The sequence below is a fragment of the Acinetobacter sp. YH16040_T genome (assembly GCF_024605785.1).
Classification (GTDB): Bacteria; Pseudomonadota; Gammaproteobacteria; order Pseudomonadales; family Moraxellaceae; genus Acinetobacter; species Acinetobacter amyesii.
This window is the reverse complement of the sequence record NZ_CP094541.1, coordinates 2,681,829-2,703,915: the sequence shown is the minus strand read 5'-3', so window position 1 is coordinate 2,703,915 and position 22,087 is coordinate 2,681,829. Positions and strand designations below refer to the sequence as shown.

The 22,087-nt window shown below is 37.6% G+C and carries 20 protein-coding genes and 1 pseudogene; 10 read left to right on the top strand and 11 right to left on the bottom strand.

What is annotated here, in order from left to right:
* The first annotated feature begins 367 nt into the window (after window positions 1–367).
* On the top strand, window positions 368–1,189 hold the full coding sequence (locus MST16_RS13195; protein WP_180011647.1) for a 1-acyl-sn-glycerol-3-phosphate acyltransferase: 822 nt from the start codon (window positions 368–370) through the stop codon (window positions 1,187–1,189).
* A 47-nt stretch (window positions 1,190–1,236) separates the two neighbouring features.
* On the opposite strand, the gene MST16_RS13190 is transcribed toward MST16_RS13195, so the two are convergent.
* Window positions 1,237–2,856, bottom strand: coding sequence for a phospholipase D family protein (locus MST16_RS13190; protein WP_257224653.1), 1,620 nt, complete (start codon window positions 2,854–2,856; stop codon window positions 1,237–1,239).
* 104 nt (window positions 2,857–2,960) lie between these two features.
* Between MST16_RS13190 and MST16_RS13185 the strand changes: the two genes are divergently transcribed.
* Entirely contained in the window at window positions 2,961–3,971 is a 1,011-nt protein-coding gene (locus MST16_RS13185; RefSeq protein WP_180011627.1) for a metallophosphoesterase, read from the top strand.
* A 293-nt stretch (window positions 3,972–4,264) separates the two neighbouring features.
* Here MST16_RS13185 and MST16_RS13180 read toward each other — a convergent pair whose 3' ends face one another.
* A complete protein-coding gene (locus MST16_RS13180) occupies window positions 4,265–5,578 on the bottom strand; it encodes an MFS transporter (protein WP_180011625.1) in 1,314 nt (437 codons plus the stop codon).
* A 145-nt stretch (window positions 5,579–5,723) separates the two neighbouring features.
* Window positions 5,724–6,365 (bottom strand): hemolysin III family protein, encoded by a 642-nt coding sequence (locus MST16_RS13175; protein WP_180011623.1) that lies wholly within the window; start codon window positions 6,363–6,365, stop codon window positions 5,724–5,726.
* A 170-nt stretch (window positions 6,366–6,535) separates the two neighbouring features.
* Between MST16_RS13175 and MST16_RS13170 the strand changes: the two genes are divergently transcribed.
* Both MST16_RS13170 and MST16_RS13165 read left to right on the top strand, forming a co-directional pair.
* A complete protein-coding gene (locus MST16_RS13170) occupies window positions 6,536–7,696 on the top strand; it encodes an SAM-dependent methyltransferase (protein WP_373691632.1) in 1,161 nt (386 codons plus the stop codon).
* 11 nt (window positions 7,697–7,707) lie between these two features.
* Window positions 7,708–7,929: a GNAT family N-acyltransferase gene (locus tag MST16_RS13165; RefSeq protein WP_180092301.1), complete on the top strand. Its 222-nt coding sequence runs from the start codon at window positions 7,708–7,710 to the stop codon at window positions 7,927–7,929.
* A 146-nt stretch (window positions 7,930–8,075) separates the two neighbouring features.
* Here MST16_RS13165 and MST16_RS13160 read toward each other — a convergent pair whose 3' ends face one another.
* The 6 genes from MST16_RS13160 to MST16_RS13135 are packed head-to-tail and all read right to left on the bottom strand — an operon-like array spanning window position 8,076 to window position 17,050.
* Window positions 8,076–9,095 (bottom strand): hypothetical protein, encoded by a 1,020-nt coding sequence (locus MST16_RS13160; RefSeq protein WP_180092298.1) that lies wholly within the window; start codon window positions 9,093–9,095, stop codon window positions 8,076–8,078.
* 33 nt (window positions 9,096–9,128) lie between these two features.
* Window positions 9,129–10,181 carry a restriction endonuclease gene (locus MST16_RS13155; RefSeq protein WP_151839328.1) on the bottom strand — a complete coding sequence of 351 codons (1,053 nt, stop codon included), beginning with the start codon at window positions 10,179–10,181 and terminating at the stop codon, window positions 9,129–9,131.
* Window positions 10,182–10,197: 16 nt separating this feature from the next.
* Complete coding sequence (locus MST16_RS13150) at window positions 10,198–13,641, bottom strand: DEAD/DEAH box helicase family protein (RefSeq protein WP_179988798.1); 3,444 nt, start codon at window positions 13,639–13,641, stop codon at window positions 10,198–10,200.
* A 54-nt stretch (window positions 13,642–13,695) separates the two neighbouring features.
* Window positions 13,696–14,445: a DUF4850 domain-containing protein gene (locus MST16_RS13145; protein ID WP_180092295.1), complete on the bottom strand. Its 750-nt coding sequence runs from the start codon at window positions 14,443–14,445 to the stop codon at window positions 13,696–13,698.
* Between the two features lie 14 nt (window positions 14,446–14,459).
* Entirely contained in the window at window positions 14,460–15,572 is a 1,113-nt protein-coding gene (locus tag MST16_RS13140; RefSeq protein ID WP_257245652.1) for a restriction endonuclease subunit S, read from the bottom strand.
* Window positions 15,569–17,050, bottom strand: coding sequence for a class I SAM-dependent DNA methyltransferase (locus MST16_RS13135; RefSeq protein ID WP_180092291.1), 1,482 nt, complete (start codon window positions 17,048–17,050; stop codon window positions 15,569–15,571). The genes MST16_RS13140 and MST16_RS13135 overlap by 4 nt, the downstream gene beginning before the upstream one ends.
* Window positions 17,051–17,171: 121 nt before the next feature.
* Here MST16_RS13135 and MST16_RS13130 point away from each other — a divergent pair, with 121 nt between their 5' ends.
* Entirely contained in the window at window positions 17,172–17,714 is a 543-nt protein-coding gene (locus MST16_RS13130; RefSeq protein WP_021510876.1) for a hypothetical protein, read from the top strand.
* 12 nt (window positions 17,715–17,726) lie between these two features.
* Here the strand turns inward: MST16_RS13130 and MST16_RS13125 are convergent, their stop codons facing one another.
* Entirely contained in the window at window positions 17,727–17,933 is a 207-nt protein-coding gene (locus tag MST16_RS13125; RefSeq protein ID WP_179988794.1) for a helix-turn-helix domain-containing protein, read from the bottom strand.
* Between the two features lie 92 nt (window positions 17,934–18,025).
* Here MST16_RS13125 and MST16_RS13120 point away from each other — a divergent pair, with 92 nt between their 5' ends.
* The 5 genes and pseudogenes from MST16_RS13120 to MST16_RS13100 all read left to right on the top strand — a co-directional run.
* Window positions 18,026–18,508 carry a hypothetical protein gene (locus MST16_RS13120; RefSeq protein WP_179988793.1) on the top strand — a complete coding sequence of 161 codons (483 nt, stop codon included), beginning with the start codon at window positions 18,026–18,028 and terminating at the stop codon, window positions 18,506–18,508.
* A gap of 128 nt (window positions 18,509–18,636) precedes the next feature.
* Complete coding sequence (locus tag MST16_RS13115; RefSeq protein ID WP_179988792.1) at window positions 18,637–18,831, top strand: DNA-binding protein; 195 nt, start codon at window positions 18,637–18,639, stop codon at window positions 18,829–18,831.
* A 178-nt stretch (window positions 18,832–19,009) separates the two neighbouring features.
* A complete protein-coding gene (gene istA / locus MST16_RS13110) occupies window positions 19,010–20,554 on the top strand; it encodes an IS21 family transposase (RefSeq protein WP_180092288.1) in 1,545 nt (514 codons plus the stop codon).
* Window positions 20,551–21,297: an ATP-binding protein gene (locus MST16_RS13105; RefSeq protein ID WP_179988790.1), complete on the top strand. Its 747-nt coding sequence runs from the start codon at window positions 20,551–20,553 to the stop codon at window positions 21,295–21,297. The genes istA and MST16_RS13105 overlap by 4 nt, the downstream gene beginning before the upstream one ends.
* Window positions 21,298–21,401: 104 nt before the next feature.
* Window positions 21,402–21,629, top strand: a pseudogene (locus MST16_RS13100) (GNAT family N-acetyltransferase); the annotation flags it as partial.
* Window positions 21,630–21,709: 80 nt separating this feature from the next.
* Here the strand turns inward: MST16_RS13100 and MST16_RS13095 are convergent.
* Complete coding sequence (locus tag MST16_RS13095) at window positions 21,710–22,048, bottom strand: hypothetical protein (RefSeq protein ID WP_180011619.1); 339 nt, start codon at window positions 22,046–22,048, stop codon at window positions 21,710–21,712.
* Window positions 22,049–22,087 lie beyond the last annotated feature (39 nt).

Sequence of the window (22,087 nt, the reverse complement as noted above, 5' to 3'; positions counted from 1 at the left end):
CAGTGCGAGGGTTAATCTAAGTGAGGGATTAATGGCTAAGTTCTGTATGTCGTGCTATTCAATTAGAGAATGCTTCGAAAGCTCAGCGCCAATAAGAAAAGCACACTCACATATATCAATGAAAAACCAGCAATGGCTTTTAACGCTTGCCATGAAGAAATAGGGGGATTGTCTGAATATGAATGATTCATAATTTTAACCTTTAAAACCGATATAAAAATAATATTTGATTTTTAAAAACGATTAAAATGGAAAAATATTATCTTCGACTTCGGTTTTTATGATCAATGCAAAAAAACTGTCTTCGGTATATGATGATGAAAATTTACGCCAAATTGTGGCATCGTGTCCTTTTAGTGAACCGTTTATGAATCAACCTCAAATCGTCAATACACCGCAAATTAATGTATTTTCAAAATTTTATTTGTATTGTAAAAAAGTCGGTGCAGCAGCTGTTGCCGTGACGCAGGGTTTTTATTTGGTTTATCGTCATCAATTGTATAAAGACCCGAATAACCCGCAAAATACCCGCTATGTGCAGTATTTTTGTCGCAAGTTATGCAAAGTATTTAATCTTGAAGTCAAAGTGCATGGCGAAATTCCACGTCAACCAGCCCTTTGGGTAAGTAATCATATTTCATGGTTAGATGTGGCAGTTTTGGGTTCTGGCGCACGTGTTTTCTTTTTGGCGAAAGCTGAAATTGAAAAATGGCCAGTGCTGGGTAATTTGGCGAAAGGCGGTGGCACCTTATTTATTAAGCGTGGCTCTGGCGACTCGATTAAAATTAAAGAACAAATTACAGGCTTCTTAAAACAAGATACGCCGGTACTCTTTTTCCCAGAAGCCACCACTTCAGATGGCAGCAAAATTAAAAAAATTCATGGTCGTATTTTAGGTGCGGCGATTGAAGCCGAACGTCCAGTCCAAATTTGCTTAATTTGCTATGTGAATCAGGACGGTGAACTCGATAATATTGCACCCTACGTCGGAGACATTAGCTTTGATCGACATGTCAAAAATGTCTTAGAAATGCCGAATGTCACTGCGCATCTCATGACATTGCCCGCAATTGATTCGGCAGGTCATACTGTTGACAGTCTGACACAAGAAGTGCAGCAAAAAATGAATCAGGGATTGGCAGAACTTCAAGCCAAAGTCCTTAAAGCGCCAGTTCCAGTTGAAGCTTAATGAATTAATGATTCAGGCTGCAAGGGGATGCCTTTGCAGCACGATGCTTACATAAAGCCTTCGAGCGGCAACCAAGAGATAAATTTCACTCCTGCTTTTTGCCACCACTTGATTTTCGGTTCACGTGGATAAATACGCTTTTGACCATTTGGCAGCTTAATTTTCCAATTGATCTGTTGGTCTGCATTGAGCACTAACTTATAGGCATATTTACTTAAATTTTCATCCATGGTGTAGTGGACGGCTTTGGCTAAGCGTGGGCTATTCAGTAATACCCCAATTTCAGTATTTAAATATGCTGAACGTGGATCAAAGTTAAATGAGCCGATAAAGACTTGTTTTTCATCAATTGCCATCAGTTTGGCATGCAGGCTTGAACGGCTTAAACCTTTTAGACTAACTTTAGATTTTTCCGCCAACTCTTTGGTATTGGTGTTGAGGTTTTCTGCATCAGGTCTAGAGAGAAATTCATAGAGTTGAACGTCGTGTTCCAAGAGATCTTGACGATATTTGCTATAAAAAGCATGAACCAATGGTACGTCATTGGCCTGGAATGAGTTGGTCAAGACTCTGACTTTTACGCCATCTGCACGAAGGTTTTTTAGGCGTTCAGCCCCTTTTTTTTCTGGGACAAAGTAGGCTGAAACGATATCGACACTTTGTTCCGGTTTATCTAAACGGTTGAGGAGCTGAAAGTTAAGGTGCTCTTCTTTTTTGGCTTTAGATTTGATTTTGCTCGGGGAGTCTTTGACGACTTCGGCTTTGACCCAGTCAAATTGGATTTTATTATTGAGCCAGTCATCAAAGGCATGTGAACGATTGGCTAAGTCCAAATAATTGACCACAGTGGCTTCTTGGTTATAGTCATCGAGTTGTTGTTTGAGACTGTCAAAGCGCAAGCTATAGTGGCGTGGATTAACCAATTGGCGTACTGGAAAGGCATAGTCATCATTCCAATATTCGTCAAAAGAATGAATGATTTCATCGGATGCCGCACCGACCAGCATGACGTCAACATCGGAAAATTGATAGTTATCACTGACGTTATAGTATTGGTTACTCATATTGCGACCACCAATCAGTGCGATCTGATTGTCTGCAATAAAGCTTTTATTGTGCATACGGCGGTTGATGCGTTTTAGATCCAGCACCATATCGACAGGGCGGAAATGTCGGAAGCGGTAGGGGTTATACAGTTTGACATCAATATTGGCATGTTGGTCGAGTGCCATATAAATGCCTTCCATTTTTTTGGCATTGTTGTCATCGACCAATAAACGAATTTTGACCCCACGATCTGCAGCTTTGATCATGGCATGTAGGGCCAAAGCACCAATTTTGTCGTTATCCCAAATATAGTATTGTAGGTCTAAACTTTTTTCGGCTTTATTAATCAGCTCAATCCGAGCCGCTAAGGCCTCTAATGGGTCATAAAGAACGTGGTAACCGGTTAAGTCTGGATTTTGTTCACGTAGCGGCAGCACAATTTTGGCGAGGCTAGTATCGTCTGTAGGGGTATTAAAGGCATATTCCACAGGTTGTGGTTGCTGTTTAGGCAAGGTACTACATGCAGATAAAGTCAAAACAAGGCTACAACTCAGCAAAACCGCCTTAGCGTGGTTGTGTATGAAGGGCAAATTTTGCTGTTTCAGTGTAGCTAAGTTCATACTGTTAGACATACTAAAAAATTTGATTTGAGTATAAGTGTCAGCTGTGAAAAGATAAATACAATGACCGAGTTTTCTTGTTAAACAAATTGTAGAGCAAATGTATGTGGGAATTAGATTCCGTAGTGATGTATTTTTATATCGGATTGGCTGTGTTAGGCGTTTGGGCAATTTCCCAAGCTTGGCTAAGTCAGTCGCGCACGGAAACGATTCATCCATTTAAAGCTTTCGTACATTTGTTGGCATTTTATCTTTCTTATTTACTTATCCCTTTATTCTTCTTTAGCTTTTATGCAGGCTGGAGTGGCTATTATTCACTGCATGAAGCGATTTTTGTCGGTGCTGTTACTGGGCTTTTGTGCTATGCCCGCTTTATCGAGCCGCACATGATTCAGGTGAAAAAATGCCAATATCAATTGCATGAAACACGACAACTATTAAAGCCTGTACGCATTGCTTTAATTGGTGATTTACACATTGGTTTATTTTCAGGTCATGAACGTCAGTTAAAAATGATCGTCGATAAAATCAATGCGCAAAATCCTGATTTGGTCGTGGTTGCAGGGGATTGGACTTACGAGCCAGAAAATAAGTTAGCTGAAGAATTGGCTGTACTGAAAAAAATTATTGCTCCAATTTATTCGGTGAATGGTAATCATGATGAGCAATATCCCGGTCCGCCTATTCAAGCGCTGTTAAAACATGCATTAGAAAGTAATCATGTGGTGGATATCGAAGGGCAAGTGGTGGAATTTAATGAGTTTCGCTTATTAGGCGTTGGGGATTTGTGGGCAGGTAAAGCCGATATGCGCTATTTGCCAGAATTGCCACAAGATAAGCCTTGGATCATTTTGTCGCATAATCCAGATACCGTCGATATGGTACCTAAACTTCCGGGACGACCATTGATGTTGTCGGGTCATACACATGGTGGACAAGTGGAATTGCCATGGTTGACCGATTATGTAATGAAAAAAGTGTCGATTTTAGGTCATAAAAAAGGGCTATATCAGCATGACAATGCAGATGTCTTTGTCACTGTTGGTACGGGCATGGTTGGGGTACCTTTCCGTTTTCTTGTGCCACCGACCATTGATATTATCGAGTTGGTTTAATCAAAAACTACCGTTCATTATCGCTAAACGGTTTGGTGACTGTTCCTCTTGATGAAGAGCTACAGACCTTGCTTTGTTAATAAAATTGAACCGTGCCATTAAACATTTGCTGTTTGAAGTTGAGTGAATGACAGTGTCTTGGAACAGATGATGTGTATTGCTCAGTTGGATCTAAGCTGCATTCATGAATTACATCAAAATGCTGTCAACTACAGAGTATTCATCAGTTCATTGACTCAATTTGAGACATAAAAAAGCCAGCAATAGGTGCTGGCTTTTTTATTATGTGCAGATTAAACCTGATTATTCACATCATCATTTTTAGTTTCACGAATCATTAAGAACGCGATCAATGAAAGGATTGATGCTGCAGTCAGGTAGTAACCTACTGCATATAAACCATAGCCAGTTGCAAGTTTAGTTGCGATCAATGGCGCGAAAGATGCACCAAAAATACCTGCCATGTTAAAGGTTAAAGCTGAACCTGTGTAACGTACAGACGTTGGGAAGATTTCAGACAATACCGTACCAATTGGACCATAGGTTAAACCCATGATCGCAAGACCGATACATAGGAATAAGAACACCATCGCAGTACTGCCAGACTCAAGCATGCTTGAGAAGACTAAGCCAAACAATGCAGATACAACACACACCGCAATCGAAGTCGCTTTACGACCAAATTTTTCTGCAAATACAGCAGAAAGTGGAATGAAGGCAGCAAAACAAAGTGTGGCAACCAGTTGAAGTTTTAAAAACTCTTCACGTGTGTAACCGAGCTGAGTTGTACCCCATTGTAAAGCGAATACGGTAGTTAAGTAGAACACGACGAATGTACAAATCGCGGCAATCGTACCGAGAATTAACATCCCCCAGTGCTTAGTGATCACTTCTTTGAACGGAATATTTACTTCTTTTTGCTTATCCAATACTTTTTGGAACGCTGGTGTTTCATGTAATTTTAAACGAATCCACAGACCGACAATAACCAATAGCGCACTTGCAATGAATGGAATACGCCAACCCCATTGCATAAACTCAGCTTCAGACATGAAGTGACCTAAGGTCAAGAATGAGCCTGTTGCAAGAATAAAGCCGATTGGCGCACCTAATTGAGGGAACATACCATACCAAGCACGTTTGCCTTCTGGCGCATTTTCAGTTGCAAGTAGCACGGCACCTGACCATTCACCACCTAAACCCAGACCTTGACCTAAGCGACAAAGTGCAAGCATGAGCGGAGCAGCGATACCAATTTGAGCATAGGTTGGAAGCAAGCCGATACATACTGTAGAAATCCCCATGGTGAGGAGAGCGGCAACTAATGTGGCTTTACGACCGATACGGTCACCTAAATGGCCAAAGAATGTTGCACCAATCGGGCGAGCAATAAAGGCAATCGCAAACGTTGCTAGAGATTGAATCGTTGCGGTTGTTGGATCTGTACTTGCAGGGAAGAACAGATGCGGGAAGATAATTACAGCCGCAGTTGCATAGATGTAGAAATCGAAGAATTCGATTGTGGTACCTACAAGACTTGCTGTAAGTACGCGGAATTTTGAATTTGTTGGTTGCTGTTCAGTGGCAGCAGCACTTGAAGACGCCATGGTGGACCTTACACTTACTAAAAATAATTGAACTTAGTTTTAAAAGCGTAATCTTTTTAAAAAAGGCGTAATTTCTTAAAAAAATACGAAATACCAACTTACGGACTGCGGAATTAGGGTCACTAAAGAATGCAGTGTCAGTGGGTTATATCACGTAGAGATAAATCGACAGGAAATGTGATCCTGCACCTATCAATACAAAAATATGCCAGATAGCGTGTGTATATCTTACCTTTTTTAAGGCATAAAACAATGCACCGATTGTATAAGATAGCCCGCCAATGATCAGGTAGGTTAAAGCTTGATCAGATAAAAAGCGTTGCATATCATCCATTACTAGTACCGCAAGCCATCCCATCACCAAATAAGCAATCAACGAAATCTTTTGAAAACGATGAATGAAAATTAATTTGAATAGTGTTCCAATTGCAGCAATGACCCACAGTGCAATGAGTAAATAATGCGCTTTTGCGGTAGGCAGTGCGATTGCCAGAAACGGGGTGTAAGTGCCTGCAATTAAATAATAGATTGCGGTATGGTCGAGCTTTTTGTACCAACCTCGGCGCTCAGGAGACTCTGCGAAGTGATATAAACTCGAGGCTGAAAACAATAACAGCATACTGAATGCATAGACCCAAAGTGCAAGCCATTGTCCAGTTGGAAGGTATGAGCCTTTTAAAATCAGTAGGATACCTGCGATGGCAGACAACGCTGCACCGAAAGCATGGGTATAGAAATTCAGTCTTTCTTCAGCTGGGTCATAAGCTAAAAGATGGGGAGCATTCATAACGTATCTTTTATAATAATTTAAATATACACATGTATAGTAATTCAATTTTGCTTTTGGTGTAAGAAGATTTAAAATTGTTTTGCAAATTTATCTAGGTTTATATTATGTCATCATTGGCTTCTCCCTCTACGCAAGAGTAGCAATTTTTAGCAGCCTTTCAGCAAGCCATTGAAACACAGCGTTTTGATCGCATGATTTTGAGTCAGTATAAAGGTGAATTAGACCAATTAGAAAAAATGACCTTGCGAGTCATTTCGCTGCAAGGTGAGTCATTTCTCAGCTGTTTATATCGTTACAAAACTCAAGATATCACCAAAAATTATCCAATCGCATCTGCATATCAACAAGTCGAAAGTTTATTGAGTTGTTGTAAGCAAGCCAACCTGATGACCTTGGATGAAGAAATTCAGCTCAAAAAAAATAAAAAGAAAGCGATGCTAAGCATCAGCAAAAAGCAGCCAGCCTTAGGGAAAATTCCTACGGAGCAGCAAGGACATGATCGAGCGAAACATCGCTATGTCGATCAAAACAGTTATTTCTTACAGCCACTCGGTATTACGGATGCAAAAGCACAAATTATTCCGAGCATGGCACGTAAATGGAAACAAATTAATAAATTTGTAGAAATTTTTTCAGGCGCTTTAAGCCAGATCAAAGAGACCGATCAATCTCTACATGTCGTGGATTTTGGTTCAGGTAAAGGCTATCTGACTTTTGCATTATATGATTATTTAGCAAAACACCAGCAAGTGCCTAAAGTGACAGGGGTTGAGCTAAATCCGAAAATGGTGGAATTTTGCCAAAGCGTTGCGCAGCAGTCGAATTTCAGCCAACTTGATTTTTTCCAAGGCGATGTTCGTACCTATGCGCCTGAGCGCTTAGATGTCATGATTGCACTGCACGCTTGTGATGTAGCAACGGACTTTGCGATTCATACCGGCATTCGATTAAATGCGCAAATGATCATGTGTGCGCCGTGTTGTCATAAAGAATTGCGTCCGCAATTGAAAGCGCCGCAAGTACTTGCACCGATGTTGCAATTTGGCATTCATGCGGGCCAGCAAGCAGAGATGCTTACTGACACGATTCGTGCACTTTTATTGAAAGCATATGGTTATGAAACCAAAGTCTTTGAATTTGTGGCACTTGAGCATACCAGTAAAAATAAAATGATCTTGGCAACCAAACGTGCAGACTATGTCGAGCCTGATCAAGCGGTATTGGCGCAGATCCAAGCTTTAAAAGACATGTATGGCATTCAAAAGCATTCCTTGGAATTATTGTTAAATGATCAATGGGACCAGCAAGATATTGGCTGTAAATGCTAAAGGATGAAGGGATGCAGCAGTTAAATATTCAATTCGGTCCGTGGGAGCAACTGGCATCTGCAGCTCGGCCGATACGTGAACAGGTCTTTATTTTAGAACAGCAGATATCGCCCGAAGATGAATGGGATGCAGAAGATGAGATTTCACTGCATTTTATTGTTCATGATGGGATAAAAGCTGTTGCAACTGCTCGTTTGTTGAAAAATAACAGTATAGTGCATATTCTTATCTGAATGGACACCTAGTGGTACGTAGTATTGAACACTGATTCTTATTCTACTTGGACAGTAGTTTCTCCTTCATTAGTTCACCAGTTCACCAAATCAATAAATTTTATCAATTCATCAGACTCAAATTATTTTCAATATTAGATAGCAGTCTAATCTTTTATCTTACTAAAAAAATCTGGCTCTTTTGAGCTGATCCCATATGTACCATGTCTCCATTTTGCCTGTGGTAACCCAAATTTTCCTAGCTTCCCATTCTCATAATATTCTTGTAAATATTTTCGATTACTCTCATTGCGTTTTGAATCAACTTCCTTAAAGGCCTCTAGAATTTCTGAAGCTATTTCAACATCAATGTTGTTAGTACTCTTAAAGCGTTCAAAATATTGTTTCCATGCTTCATAATTAATTGATTCATCACTACCTTTATTTCCCGAGGTAATAACAGGACCTTGCTCCATCTTAGATAAATTTTCTTTATACTTTTTTTTACGCAAGTCATTAATTTTTGGATTTTTCTTATACCTCGATAAATTATGACTGTAATTTGTTTGTTTGCTATCTTCATGACTTGCTAAGTCATCATATGCTTTCTTTTTCAGTTTGGAGGAATAAATGCGTTCATAATTACCCGCAACTTGTATAGTCTCTTTATTTTTTAATACATAAAACTTCTTTTTACGTAATGGGGCGCGATAAAAATTAATTTGTGCTATAAAAATATTTTTAATTTTTAATACATAGATATACGGATCATAGTAGGAATCTAAGTGCTTTTTATAAAGATCAGGGCTAATAAAGTCGACATTTGAACAATGTGGTAGCGGTAAAGATATCTTATTATTCTTCAAAACCTTACTAGGTTTATCAATTTTTAAGTAAGCAGAACCGATATCCTCTTTAAACCATTGTGCTATAGCAGTATTGAGTAACTGATAAACTACTTCTTTATTTTTTGTTCCTATAATGCAATCAATTTTAGGTTTTAAACTTAGTAAGAAAAAATTAATATTTTGAATATTATTACTTTTCTTAACTTCGGAATATATATAATTTAAAGCATCAAAGAAATATCCCAACAGTTCTTTTGCTTTGGTATCTAGCTTCAAGACTATATTCTCTTGAATGAGCGTATAATCTGCTATATCTTTGTTTTTATCTATATGTTTCATAACCTTACTTTTTTAAATTAAACTCTACGTAGCTTAACCTTCAGCATTTGAGATAATCCAAATACGCTTTAATGGTAATTCAGCCTTGATGTCATCATTCAACTTTTCATAATTTAGAAAAACTTGGTTTAACAAATCATTCTGTGTCCAAAGCCTAACTCTAAAGAAGCTAGAGGCTAATTCTTTTTGTACATTAGATTTAAAGCCACCCCAAGCGACAAATAAGCCTTGCTTAGTATTAAACTTTGTCATCGCTCCAATTAACTTATCTACTGTTGGACGATCTACCTGTCCATCTCCTGATTTGACTTCTACACAAATTTGCTGTTGCCCAAATCCCATGGGGCCATCACCAGCTAAAATATCTACACCACCATCGGCACCTTCTGGACTTTGCCAACAAGTATATCCTTGTGCTTCTAATACTGCTTTGACTAATAACGTTAATCTATGACCTTTAAATTTCGATTCGATCACTTTTCTAATTTGATCTTGCCCTATAAATTCCAAATCAACTGAACTAGATTCATCTGAAGCATCTTCAACGGCAATGTCTTTTTGAACTCCTTCAAATTTTATTACCTGATGTATGTTTTCTGGTTGCCATGCGTTTTTTTCCATTGCCAGTAAACGTTCTTCAGCATTATTTCGCTGTATACGGCAAATAGTCATGAAAGCCCCAAAGCTATACAGAATATCCTGAGAAAAATGAGATCTTGGAATTCCAGTAGCTAACCATTTCACTGAACGTGAATGTTTAAATGGATCAATAGCATCAGGGTCATAGGAATATTCAGAAGTGATAATTCCTATATAAATAACGGGCTGTAGTTTAGAGGGTAGAATAATTCGATCACCAATATTCATCGTATGAATAAATGGCCAAATTTGACTGGCATGATTTGAGAGCTTTCTAGGCTTAGCATCAAGGTCTGTTTTTGCTAGTTCAGCAATTAAATCCCCTCGATTAACAATTTTTTTTAAATCTAAATGTAAGTTATCCCAAGTTACATAAATTCTAGATGAACTCAAAAACCTTTCTTCATATTCACCTTGTGAACCAGCTCTTACCAACCATACAGCCATATAATATTTTTCCTATTTACGCCACAGCACTTTCATTAAACGCTTCAACAACCCCAAATATGTTGTCAGCATCTGCATCACCGAATACACCATCAATCCCTTCATAATGGATCTGATTAAATGGTGGTTCATAAAGCTGCGATGCTTCTAACGTTCCCCGTATGGTCAAGTGCTCAATCACCATTTCTATAAAGCGAATTTGCTTTTCGTTATAAGTTGAACCTTGTAGATACTTAGAGAAAGCCTGTTGTACTGCCTGACGATCCAGACCAACAAGAGAACGAATGAAAAGTGGTAACGGTTTCTCAGTACCAAAGCATTCTTCAAACTTCTCTTTACTTTCCACTTCCTGAGCGTCAAACACAAATCGTTCTAGTTCGTTCAGGTCAGTTGGGGTAAGAGCTAAGCCACGCTTCAATTTGGCAATGGTGATGTGATCTTCATTTGATTTGATGAAGCTTTCAACTCGTTTACGGTATTGAGCAATGTTTACACCACTGGAAACCACAGGAATATCCACTTCTGTTGCTTCACCAATTTCATCATCAAGCATCGAGTACACAATCGTTGAGGTAGATTTCTCAATCAGCTTCACCAATCCCCGAATGCGTTTACGCATCGACTCCAGCATTGGAACAGTGATGCCTTCCCAATAGGCTTCAGTTTGTATTTCTTGAATCAGGTTAATCTGTGCCGCTACCACAGGAATATTTTCTTTAGTTTCCAACTTAGAAGCGATTTCAATCACTTTATTGGCATAGCTTTGAGTTGCTGTATTGTTCTTTTCCAATACTGCCAACTCAAGGTTGTAGCAAAGCATATCAAACAGTTTGGCTTCTAAAGTTTCAGGCTCAAGCTGATTCGGGAGTTTCGAAATGTGTTCTCGTAATGTACCGATGGCAAGATCATCTAAGTTGTTCCAAGCATCATCATTTTTGAAATGTTCAACATGCTCAAGCTCAGACTTTACAATGAAATTGTCATTGTTCATTGACTTCACTTCAGTCTGTAAACTTTGACGCATATCTTGCTGTACAGCTTTTAGCTCTTCTGTGGCATCGTCCTTCGCATTCAGTAAACTCAGGATATTTAAACGTGCTTTAAACAAGCGTTGTCCGAGCGGTTCTGTCGTAGATACAGGCGCACCATCTGGATTTTCATTGAAGTATTCAAAGTTAGAACAGTAGTCAAAGATATAAAATTCTTTTTTATCATCTTCAGGGCTGAACAGTTCTTTGCAGAGTCGTGTGCCACGCCCAATCATCTGCATAAATTTCACTTTAGAGCGCACAGCTTTAAAGAAAACTAAGTTGACCACTTCAGGCACATCAATCCCTGTATCGAGCATATCCACTGAAATCGCAATCTGTGGCTCAGGTAAATCTTTCTTGCTAAAGTCATCAATTAAGCTTTGTGGATACTTAGTGGCATGGGTAATGACACGGGCAAACTTGCCATCATATTGCGGATAGTTTTCATTGAAGCGATCCGCAATAAACTGGGCATGTTTTTGATTGACGGCAAAGATAATGGTTTTACCCAAACGATCACCGCCTTCGGTCTTAATACCATTTTCCATCAAGTGCTTGAGCATTAAATCAATCGTGCCTGTATTAAACAGCTCTTTATTAATCTTGGATGCTGAGACTTCTTCAGGTGCATCTTCATCACCCCAATTTAGACTATCCCAATGTTGTTTTTCTTCTTCAGAGAGTTCGTCATATTTCACGCCTTCACGCATAAATTTCAATGGCACTGAAAATGCTTTCGGTGGTACGAGATAACCATCTGCAATGGCTTGATCGAGGTCGTAGTAATCGGTTGGGACACCGCTTTCTAAGCCAAATAGTGCATAAGTGTCACGATCTACTTCATCTCGTGGTGTAGCCGTTAAACCGACAAGTAGGCTATCAAAATATTTAAAAATCTCACCAAATTTTTGGTATACGCTTCGATGCGCTTCATCAATAATAATCAGGTCAAACATGCCTGTACCGAATTTACGTGTGCCATCGGCATTCATTTCATCAATCAAACCCATCATGGTTTGATAGGTCGAGAAATACACTCGACCAACTTGATTTTTATCTTCAAGTAAATTGACGAATGAAGCATCTTTTAAATTGGCTTTAAAGGCATTGTGTGCCTGATTGACCAATGAAGTGCGGTCTGCAAGGAATAATGCCTTTTGCACTACATTGGCTTTCATTAGCACATCGACCAGTGCAATGGCAGTACGTGTTTTACCTGTGCCTGTTGCCATAATCAGTAAACCTGCACGTTCTTTACGTTGGTAGGCTGCAAGCATGGCTTTAATGGCACGAGTTTGGTAATAACGCTCGACAATGTCCGCATTGATCGGGAAGCTGCTTAAATCAGGGTTGTTCTTACGTCTTTCGATCAGACGTTTGAGTTCTGCCTGCGTATAAAAACCATGTACTAAGCGTGGTGGGCCACCTTGCACATCATTCCAAATTCGGGTTTTGTAACCATTGGTATAGAAAATGACAGGGCGTTGTCCTGTTTGTTGCTCTAAACAGTCTGCATAGAGCTTGGCTTGTTGTTGCCCAATATCAGGGTCAGTTGATGTACGTTTTGCTTCAACCACAGCCAAAGGCAAGCCATTGGCATCATAAAGTACATAATCCACCGCACCTTTACCTGATGGACTCGGCATCCCTGTAACAGGCACTTCTTCTCGAACTGTTGTGCCAATTTCCCAACCTGCTTCTTCAAGCATCAGGTCAATTTTAAGTTTTCGGGTTTCGTCTTCTTTATAGTCGGTATGGTCTTCGATTTTGCTGTTGGCAATTTTGGCTTGTTCGACATCTGCACGTTTTTGAGCAAGTTCAGCATCAATATCGGCAAGTAGTTTTTCACGCTCTTCGAGACTTGCAGAGAGTTCAAAGAGTTTCTGTTCTCGCTCACGTAGCGCTTTATGCTGTTCTGCAAATTCTTTTTCTTTAGTTTCTACTTCTTTTTGCAGTTGTTCTTTGTTGGCGGTAATTTGCTGAGTATTGTCAGCATTTGGTATGAGTTTTGGGTTAAATATAATCGACTGAGAACGGTCTTTTGACGGTGAACCGTAGTTACGCTCAAACCAGACATACATCAAGAAAAGATGCTGAATGTGTCTTACCGTTTCTTCAGTAGTGAGCTGCTTGAACTTTTTCCCATGTACGGCACTATTGCCGACCATGCGGATGTTGTCCATTTTGTCCCAAATATAGGGTGGAATCAGGTCTTTAAATTTGAGGTCGTTGAGTAAGTTATGTAGTGAAGCATCATAAGGCTGAGTCAGTTTTTTATCGTATTGATACAGCCAAAGTACAAGGTTTTCGAGTGATGAACGAGCCGCAGCAAGGGCAAATTGTGGGGATATATACGTGAGCTTTTCGGCTTCTTTTGCGGTGGCTGCCAAGCTTTTAAATTCAGGTTCTAAAAACGAGAAGTTACTCATGTATATACCCTCAAATATTAAATTAAATTTTATAGATTCTTGATATTAAGTAATTTACTTATGTGTTAAAGAAAAAAAGTTTAACATTATTCGAGTGTATTCCATTTTATCTGATGCAACTGTAACACTAAGTTCATCATAAATATTGTCTTCATTTGGTCGAAATTTTGCGACCCCATTGGTTTGATATTGTCCTTTTAATTGATACTGATAATAAACAGTTTGTTGATTCGCTCTTACTATGTGTACAGGTGGTGTTGTCCCACTAAACTTAGTACCATATAGTTGATGATTTTGCCTTGCAGCTTCTGGGAAAAATGGTGTTGCGGCATCAAGTCCACAACCGACACAAGCAGGGACAGCATATAAACTTAGGTTTGACTTTTGATCTGTTGATGCAAGTGCTAAAACGGTGTTGCCATTTACACCAATAGCACCTTCCAATCGTGTCCATTCAGCAGGTGCTAAGATCCATTCTTCTGTTTCAGCAATGTTATATACCCTCATGCTGGCAGCAAGTTTTTTTGGTAAATCCATTGCGAAATAGCACTTTGACTTATTACAACTTGCTGTAGGTCTATGTGGTGCATCAGTTTCATCCATACCCTTAGGGACGCTGATCGAATATGCAGGGACTTGCACACCATTTTTAAATATTGCTGTACCTATAGCGGTTATAGGATGCATTTTTCTTTGTTCATTTACGCTGATATCTATTCTTACAGGAGAAAATGTATATTTTTCAGCAAAACTAGCAGTTGAAAAAAAACTTAAGCCAACGGCTACGATTAATTTAAATTTCATAACTATCCTTGTATTTATAAAGTACCGCTAAATGCTTGGTTTTGTAACGAGCTAAAAAGATTTAAATCTTTTAGTTCCATTTTACTTTTTAACTTACGTGTTTGATCACATATATTTGAAAAATATAATTGTTTTTCCAACGGAGGAATTGGTATTTTTATATTCAACAAATCAGACTTAGTTAAGCTAGGGATTGTTACAGTTTTATTTAGTTGCTCAAAATTAAAAAAATGACAGAACCAAAATAAGTAATCTACTTTTAGTAGATCTTTATTTGGCACTAAACCAAAGGCAGTATCAACATTCCAAAAATTTTCAAACATTAAAATGGGTTTATTGATGTTTCCTTTTCTACCAATGATGACCGACTGCGCTGGAGTAAGCCATTCATTAGCATATCCCATGACTCCACCACTACCACATATTGGGAAAGTACCGTTTTGATCAAGAACAGCTTTTTGATTTTTTCCATTAATGATTTTTAGAGCATCTCCCCATTTAAGTACTTCCCAGCCTTTAGGATTACTTACAGGATCGCCAAACATATCAATAAAAGTCGCTTGTAAAAGCTGATCTAACTTTTCAATCGCTTGCTGACGTTTTTGGCGCAACTCATCCGCTTGATCTAAAATAGAAGCAATTCGGCGTTGTTCTGCGAGTGGTGGGAGTGGGATTTTAATCGATAAACAACGCTCTAAATCCATATTAGAAATATTAGTCGTTTGTCGTCCACAATTACGAGCTAATAATTGAGTGTTAGGTGAATTAAACCAATGGTATAAATAGCGTTGATCTAATTTTTCCTGATTAGCTCGTAAAATTGAAATAAATCCGCCTGCTGTTGCAGAATATTCAAGCTTTGGAATCCAACAACATTTTCCTACAAGATTCCAACTATTCGCTGTGGAAACAAGGATATCGCCTTCGATTAAAAACTTATCTTCATTTTTAACTAAATTAACAGGAACTGATAAAAGGTCATCCTGTTTTAGTTGAACTTGTACATTTGCGGTACGCATACATACGGTTGAACCTTCAGAAAAATTTTCAACCAAATCATTCGGCTTGTATGTAATACCCCGAATAAAATCAGCAACATCACCTAATTTTTGATATTCCAAACTCACTTAAGCATCTCCTTAAGTGTAGCCATTCCTTTTAAAATATCCTGCTCAAGTGCTTCTAAATCCGCCAAAATTTTACTTGGTGCTTCATATTCCACTTGCTCATACACCACTTCCTTATAACGGTTAATCGACAGGTCATAACCATTGGCAGCAATATCGGCTTTATCTACCATAAAGCTTTGCTCTGTGGCTTTACGAGTGCTTTCCGCTTCTAAGTTTTTAAAACGCGCAATAATGTCAGGAATATTATTATTTTCATGCTTAGACGCATCTAGTTCATTACGTTTATCATCCAGCGAATAACCATCTGCCTGCATATCATAAAACCAAACTTTATCCGTACCGCCCGACATGGTTTTAGTGAAAATCATAATGGCAGTTGAAACCCCAGCATACGGCTTAAACACACCTGACGGCATCGAAATAATCGCTTCAAGCTTTTGCTCTTCCACAATCTTTTGACGCAAATCTTTATGCGCTTTCGATGAACCAAATAACACGCCATCAGGCACAATCACCGCAGCACGACCACCTGTTTTTAACAAACGTAAGAACAAAGCTAAAAACAGTAATTCAGTCTTCTTGGTTTTTACAATCGCTTGTAGATTTTTGGCACAGCTTTCATTATCCAAACTGCCTGCAAATGGCGGATTGGCAAGAATTAGGCTGTATTTTTCAGCAATATGTGAATGCGCTTCACTTAATGAATCACGGTTTTCAATACTTGGGTTTTCTACACCGTGCAGCATCATATTCATTGAACCAATACGAAGCATGGTACTGTCAAAGTCATAACCAAAGAAAGTTTCTTCACTAAAGCGTTTCGCTGCTTCAGGGTTGGCAAAAATTTCAGTAGCGTAATGATCGTTTAAGTATTCACTTGCCGCTACAAGGAAGCCTGCTGTACCACATGCAGGGTCACAAATGGTATCTGTTGGCTTCGGTTGCATCAGCTCCACAATCATCTTAATGATATGACGAGGGGTGCGGAACTGTCCGTTTTGACCTGCTGATGCAATTTTACCGAGCATGTATTCGTAAATATCGCCCTTGGTGTCTTTATCATCCATTGGCACATCAGCAACCAAATCCACCACTTTGGTAAGTAGCGCAGGCGTAGGAATGGTAAAACGTGCATCCTTCATGTGATGGCTATAGGTGGTTTCGTCTTCAACACCTAAGTTTTTAATGAAAGGAAAAACTTCATTGGCAACGGTGTTATATAAAGTTGCAGCATCACCCAAAGTCACAAACTTCGACCAACGAAGATGATCTTGTTCAGGCGTAAAAATTGGATGTTCTACAGCAGTTTTTAAGCGGTTAGCTTTCTTTTCTTTGGTGATCTGAATTTCATCGAGTCGGCGAATAAACAGCAAATAGGTCATTTGCTCCATGACTTCTAAAGGATTGGAAATACCGCCACTCCAAAATGCATTCCAAATCTGGTCAATTTTGCTTTTAATTTCGCCTGTAATCACGATATGACTCTCAAATTTCTTTGGCTCTATTCTCTTTGATTTCAAAAGTAAAAGCTATATGATCACATTAAAGACCAGTATAGGTCATAAAATTAAAACACTTTAAATCTGGTACTACTCTATGACTAAATTTAATGAGAAGAATCGAAAGCTTTTAGCAAATGTACATGCAATAAAACAATCCGAATTGTCTAGTTTCTTTGATACCCGAAAATTTATAAATTCAACATTAGCGCATCAGATTGCGGTAGGTGCAGCTCATCACTACAAATTTCATAGTGATAGTACCTACATACAGCAAATACTTTCATTATTTGAATTTGGTTCAATTGATTACTTAAAAGCCGTTAGATGGTTTGAGTATCGTACAAATACAAGCTTAAGTATTGTCGATAGAAAAATTAAGAAGAATCCCGAGAATACCATAAATGATGAGAACTATCAGTTATTTGGGGAGTTTATAAAATCATATAAAGGCTCTTTACCAACGATAAAAGGGAAAGGAACTAATAAAATTGATCCAAAAAGCAAAACATTAAGTAATAAAAAAATGAATGTTATTAGAGAATCTCGGGACTCTTTAGACCTTATAGATGGGGCATCCTCAATGTATATTGGAGGACAACGTGTTTATGGTGGCTATGGCACTGGAAAAAGAAAGTGAAAGAAATGCTTTTTAAGGGAGTAACTCTTTAGGGCTCGATTCCAGAGCTAAAGCGATTTCATAGAGTTTTTCGACAGTAATATTTACTTCACCACGTTCAATTCTCCCCATATAGCTGCGATCTATTCCGCACTGTAGTGATAGAGATTCTTGCGTAATATTTTTCTCTTTTCTTTTATTGCAGATTAATTGACCAATTTTGATGGATAATTCTGACATTTGAGATCAACTGTTTAAAAAACAGAAATATCAGCAATTGAGGACTATACATCCACGGACTATAATCCTCTTTTTATGTAGGTCTATGAAACATGGCAAAAAATTTACCTCTACTTGATCGCTTTTTTGACATTTTTGAAGAACATGAAATTATTGATTGGAAAGCTAATCGTTTTTGGCAGCACATGGAATCAGAATTTTTAGATAACACAAACAAAGTTAAGGGACAGATGTATAGATATTTAAAAATATTTGTACAAAAAGGTTTTTTAGTCGCCAAACCATCTAAAATAAATAAAAGAATATATTTATATAGTGCCTCTGAAAATTTAATTAGTATGCAAAAAAAACATAAAGAAGATAGATTGAATCATGTTTTTGAAGAAAATATTATTGATATAAAAGAAAATTTAAAAAATATAGAGATAGAATTGGATTTTATTAATAAATTAATTTTACAACATTCTGAAATTAGTGAGAAATTAGAAGAATATAAAAATAAAATATTAATAGATTTTAAGAAGTATGAAATTCAATTAAAGACAATTGAAAATTTTGTTAGATTTTGTTTTTAAATAAAAATAAACACCAAATAACAAAAACATATATTTAGTTATATCAACAACTTAAATATAATTTCAGCTTGACAAGAGCTGTTTTTTTATTCTAAATTTAGCTCAAATTTAGTCAAGTTTATTCAAATATGATCAAGTCTATTGAACAGGTAAAAGAAGATTTTTCTTCTACTGGAAAATCGATTGCTAAATGGGCTAGAGATAATAAATTTTCTCCTGATTTAGTATATAGAATTTTTAGAAACAACAAGATTCCAAAACGTGGCGAAAGCCATAAAATAGCTGTGAAGCTAGGAATTAAGGAGCAAAAAGATATGGATTAATTTACATTAATTTTTTATTTAAACTGCAGAAAGTATAAAGACCCATGCGGCAACATGAGTCTTTATAGATTTGTCTTTAACTTGCATGTACAAGACAAATTTATTCTAAAAGACATTGATGCTTTTATCAATGTTTAGGGTGCTTTCTGTCTCTTTTTTTATTATTGAGACTATCAAAATGAAAATACCTGTTGTAGTACAACGAAAAATTTGTGAGTTTTTGGCGCAAGGTAATACGCATCGCCAAATTGCAAAAAGAGTGAATGTATCACCAACAACTGTTGGCGTTATTGCAAAAAAATTAAATGAAATCCAAATGCCCGTTGCTGATGTATTAAATGCCTCTAATCAAGAATTTATAGACATCTTACAAACTGGTGTCGTTAAGAATGTTGAGAAGTGTAAACCCGTACCAGATTTTACATATATCAATGATCAAATGAAGATCAGAGATATGACGCTCAAGCAATTGTGGCTTGAATTTAAAGAGACACACCCTGACTGTGTTTCCTATTCTCGCTTTGCCGAATTGTATAAGCAGTGGTTGAAAAAGCTACACCCCTCTATGCGCCAAAATTTTACTGCTGGGCAGACATTGCTAGTTGATTTTTGCGGTAAAACCATGCCACTACATGATCTTAAATCAGACAAAGTACGTCATGTTCAAATTTTTGCTGGAGTACTAGGCGCTTCAAGTTTAATCACTGCTATTGCATCTGAAACCCAGCAAACACACGATTGGTTAAAATGCTTTACAGCCACTTTTGAACGTATCGGAGGTGTTCCAAGAGAAGTTATTACGGATAACTTAAAGGCTGCTGTTATAAAAACTGGTCGAAATGGTACAGTATTTAATAAAACATTTGAACAATTTGCTGATTATCATAATTTTGCAATATTGAATACTCGCCCACGAACACCTCAAGATAAAGGGCTTGCAGAGGTTTCCGTTCAAATTATTCAACGATCAGTTTTGGTCAAATTAAGAAATAGAAAATTTTTCTCACTTGATGAATTACAAAAAGCTCTTGATGTTGAAGTTGATAAAATCAATCGAGCCATTACGAAACGTTTTCCTGAAAGTCGTTGGGATCGTTTTAATCGTTTTGAGAAAAATGAATTATTATCACTGCCTGCGCACCCATACCCATTTTCAAAATGGATATTTCAACAAACGGTCTCTGAATTTTATCAATTTACAGTTGATGGGAATATTTATTCTGTTCCCTATACTCTAATTGGTAAGAAGTTGGATATTGGCATTACAAGCCGTGAAGTACAATTTTTTTATGAAAATGAAATAATTGCTTCACACGATTTACTGATGGGCTATGGTGAAGCAAGTATTCTAGAAGAGCATATGCCAGCTAACCACAGACTTTATAATACTTTAAGCCCAGCGAGCATTAAGCAATGGGCAAAATCTATTGGAAATTATGTTTATGAGTTTGTTGAACAAGTTTTAAATAAGTCCAAACATCTCGCTCGAAATATTAAATCCTTGAATAAACTGAGAGATTATATTTTAGAAAATAAGCTTGATTCTGTACTCAATCAAGCTTGTGAATATGCATTAAAATACAATCTATTAGCAGTTACAGACTTATTGTATGTGCTAAAAAATCGAAAATATATCCAACCTTTAAACACCACGCAAACGATCAATCGTCCTACCCATGCAAACCTCCGCGGTGCTAATTATTTCGGAGGTGATGCTAGATGACCACAAAGAGTGTTGTTGCACAAAAAATGCAAGAATTAAAGCTAAATGGTTGTTTAGATTGCTTTGTTGATCATTATGATGAAATGATCAATAGTAACAAAACTTCGTTAGAAATTCTAAATGAGTTATTAATAGCAGAGCAAAATGCTGTTAGTAATCGCAAAGTTTTGGCTCTACTTAACAAGTCTAATATAAGATATCCATCAAGCAACTTGACAGGAATTGATTGTTCTAACAAACAAGGACTGACAAGCGATATTTTACAAAGTTTTGCTGATTGTGAGTGGATTAGATCAAAACACAACTTAATTTTTACAGGTGCGACGGGTATTGGTAAGACTTGGTTGGCCTCAGCTTTTGGGACAAATGCATGTAAATTAGGCTTTAAAGTGCTTTTTTATAATACTACTGAGCTATTTGAAGAGTTTAATACTGCGGTACATTTAGGGACTATCAACACCTTAAAAAAGAAATTGCTTTCAAATAAATTACTAATTCTTGACGATTTTGGATTATCACAGATTAGTAACTCATGGATGCCTCATTTTATTAGTGTGATAGACAAACACAGTGACAATGGCTCACTTCTTATCACAAGTCAATATGAAACAAGCATATGGCTAAACCATTTTGCGGATCAAACAGTAGGTGAAGCATTGTTAGATCGCATTGTCCATCGTTCCCATGTTTTTAATTTAAAGGGTGAGTCCATGCGTAAGAAAAGAGGTAAAAAAGTCGAGTAAATTTTAATTTTTGTCCAAGTAAAGTGACACTTTAATTTACATATAAGTTTATTAAAGTGTCCAACTAAGATAAGAATGGATGTTCAAGTAAGTGTTGATTTTGCAGTATAGGCCGTGTTGCTGTTTTAAAGGCCTATCGCGGTCAGGGTGTCGGTAAATTCTTGATGCAAGCCATCATCGAACAAGCGAAATTAGAACAACGTGAATATTTAAAACTATCATCACAAGTGCATGCCATAGCGTTTTATGCCGCGTTGGGTTTTGTTGTTGAAGGTGATGAATATTTAGATTGTGGTATTCAGCATCAAGATATGTATATGGCTTTGGCTTAAATACTTAAAATTCGAAGTTTATAAATAAAAAAACGCTTAATATTTTAAGCGTTTTTTTATTGCATAGATTGGGTCAAAGCTTAGTGGCCATGATCATTCGATGCAGTAGGTTCAGGGCTCATGTCATCCATATGTGCATGTTGTTCTTCAGTCATATGTATATCTGCTGCAGTCGGCGCAGAAGCTTCACGAGCTGCTTGATCAGCTTGCGCCTTTTTCAACGCTTCTTCTGACATCACAGGGGCATTTTTAAATGCATGCTGTTGAGTATTGTCTTTTTTCTGTTGGCTCGGCATATAGTCTGGTTCATTGGTCACAGCAAGCCAGAAAATACCCATGAATAGCGCACCTAAAATACAGAAGATAATCAGTGCTTTCCAGCCCCATGGTGATTTTTCAGGAGAAGTATGATCTGTCATAACAAGCTACTCAATCGGATAAAAAGAAATCAAAAAACT

What these genes read in the sequence shown, in the direction of transcription:
- istA (WP_180092288.1), top strand. Translation starts at nt 19,010, where the DNA reads ATGAAAATACCTGTTGTAGTACAACGAAAAATTTGTGAGTTTTTGGCG.
- MST16_RS13160 (WP_180092298.1), bottom strand. Translation starts at nt 9,095, where the DNA reads ATGAAACATATAGATAAAAACAAAGATATAGCAGATTATACGCTCATT.
- MST16_RS13120 (WP_179988793.1), top strand. Translation starts at nt 18,026, where the DNA reads ATGGCAAAAAATTTACCTCTACTTGATCGCTTTTTTGACATTTTTGAA.
- MST16_RS13165 (WP_180092301.1), top strand. Translation starts at nt 7,708, where the DNA reads ATGCAGCAGTTAAATATTCAATTCGGTCCGTGGGAGCAACTGGCATCT.
- MST16_RS13180 (WP_180011625.1), bottom strand. Translation starts at nt 5,578, where the DNA reads ATGGCGTCTTCAAGTGCTGCTGCCACTGAACAGCAACCAACAAATTCA.
- MST16_RS13105 (WP_179988790.1), top strand. Translation starts at nt 20,551, where the DNA reads ATGACCACAAAGAGTGTTGTTGCACAAAAAATGCAAGAATTAAAGCTA.
- MST16_RS13175 (WP_180011623.1), bottom strand. Translation starts at nt 6,365, where the DNA reads ATGAATGCTCCCCATCTTTTAGCTTATGACCCAGCTGAAGAAAGACTG.
- MST16_RS13095 (WP_180011619.1), bottom strand. Translation starts at nt 22,048, where the DNA reads ATGACAGATCATACTTCTCCTGAAAAATCACCATGGGGCTGGAAAGCA.
- MST16_RS13130 (WP_021510876.1), top strand. Translation starts at nt 17,172, where the DNA reads ATGACTAAATTTAATGAGAAGAATCGAAAGCTTTTAGCAAATGTACAT.
- MST16_RS13115 (WP_179988792.1), top strand. Translation starts at nt 18,637, where the DNA reads ATGATCAAGTCTATTGAACAGGTAAAAGAAGATTTTTCTTCTACTGGA.
- MST16_RS13150 (WP_179988798.1), bottom strand. Translation starts at nt 13,641, where the DNA reads ATGAGTAACTTCTCGTTTTTAGAACCTGAATTTAAAAGCTTGGCAGCC.
- MST16_RS13190 (WP_257224653.1), bottom strand. Translation starts at nt 2,856, where the DNA reads ATGAACTTAGCTACACTGAAACAGCAAAATTTGCCCTTCATACACAAC.
- MST16_RS13145 (WP_180092295.1), bottom strand. Translation starts at nt 14,445, where the DNA reads ATGAAATTTAAATTAATCGTAGCCGTTGGCTTAAGTTTTTTTTCAACT.
- MST16_RS13155 (WP_151839328.1), bottom strand. Translation starts at nt 10,181, where the DNA reads ATGGCTGTATGGTTGGTAAGAGCTGGTTCACAAGGTGAATATGAAGAA.
- MST16_RS13185 (WP_180011627.1), top strand. Translation starts at nt 2,961, where the DNA reads ATGTGGGAATTAGATTCCGTAGTGATGTATTTTTATATCGGATTGGCT.
- MST16_RS13125 (WP_179988794.1), bottom strand. Translation starts at nt 17,933, where the DNA reads ATGTCAGAATTATCCATCAAAATTGGTCAATTAATCTGCAATAAAAGA.
- MST16_RS13195 (WP_180011647.1), top strand. Translation starts at nt 368, where the DNA reads ATGAATCAACCTCAAATCGTCAATACACCGCAAATTAATGTATTTTCA.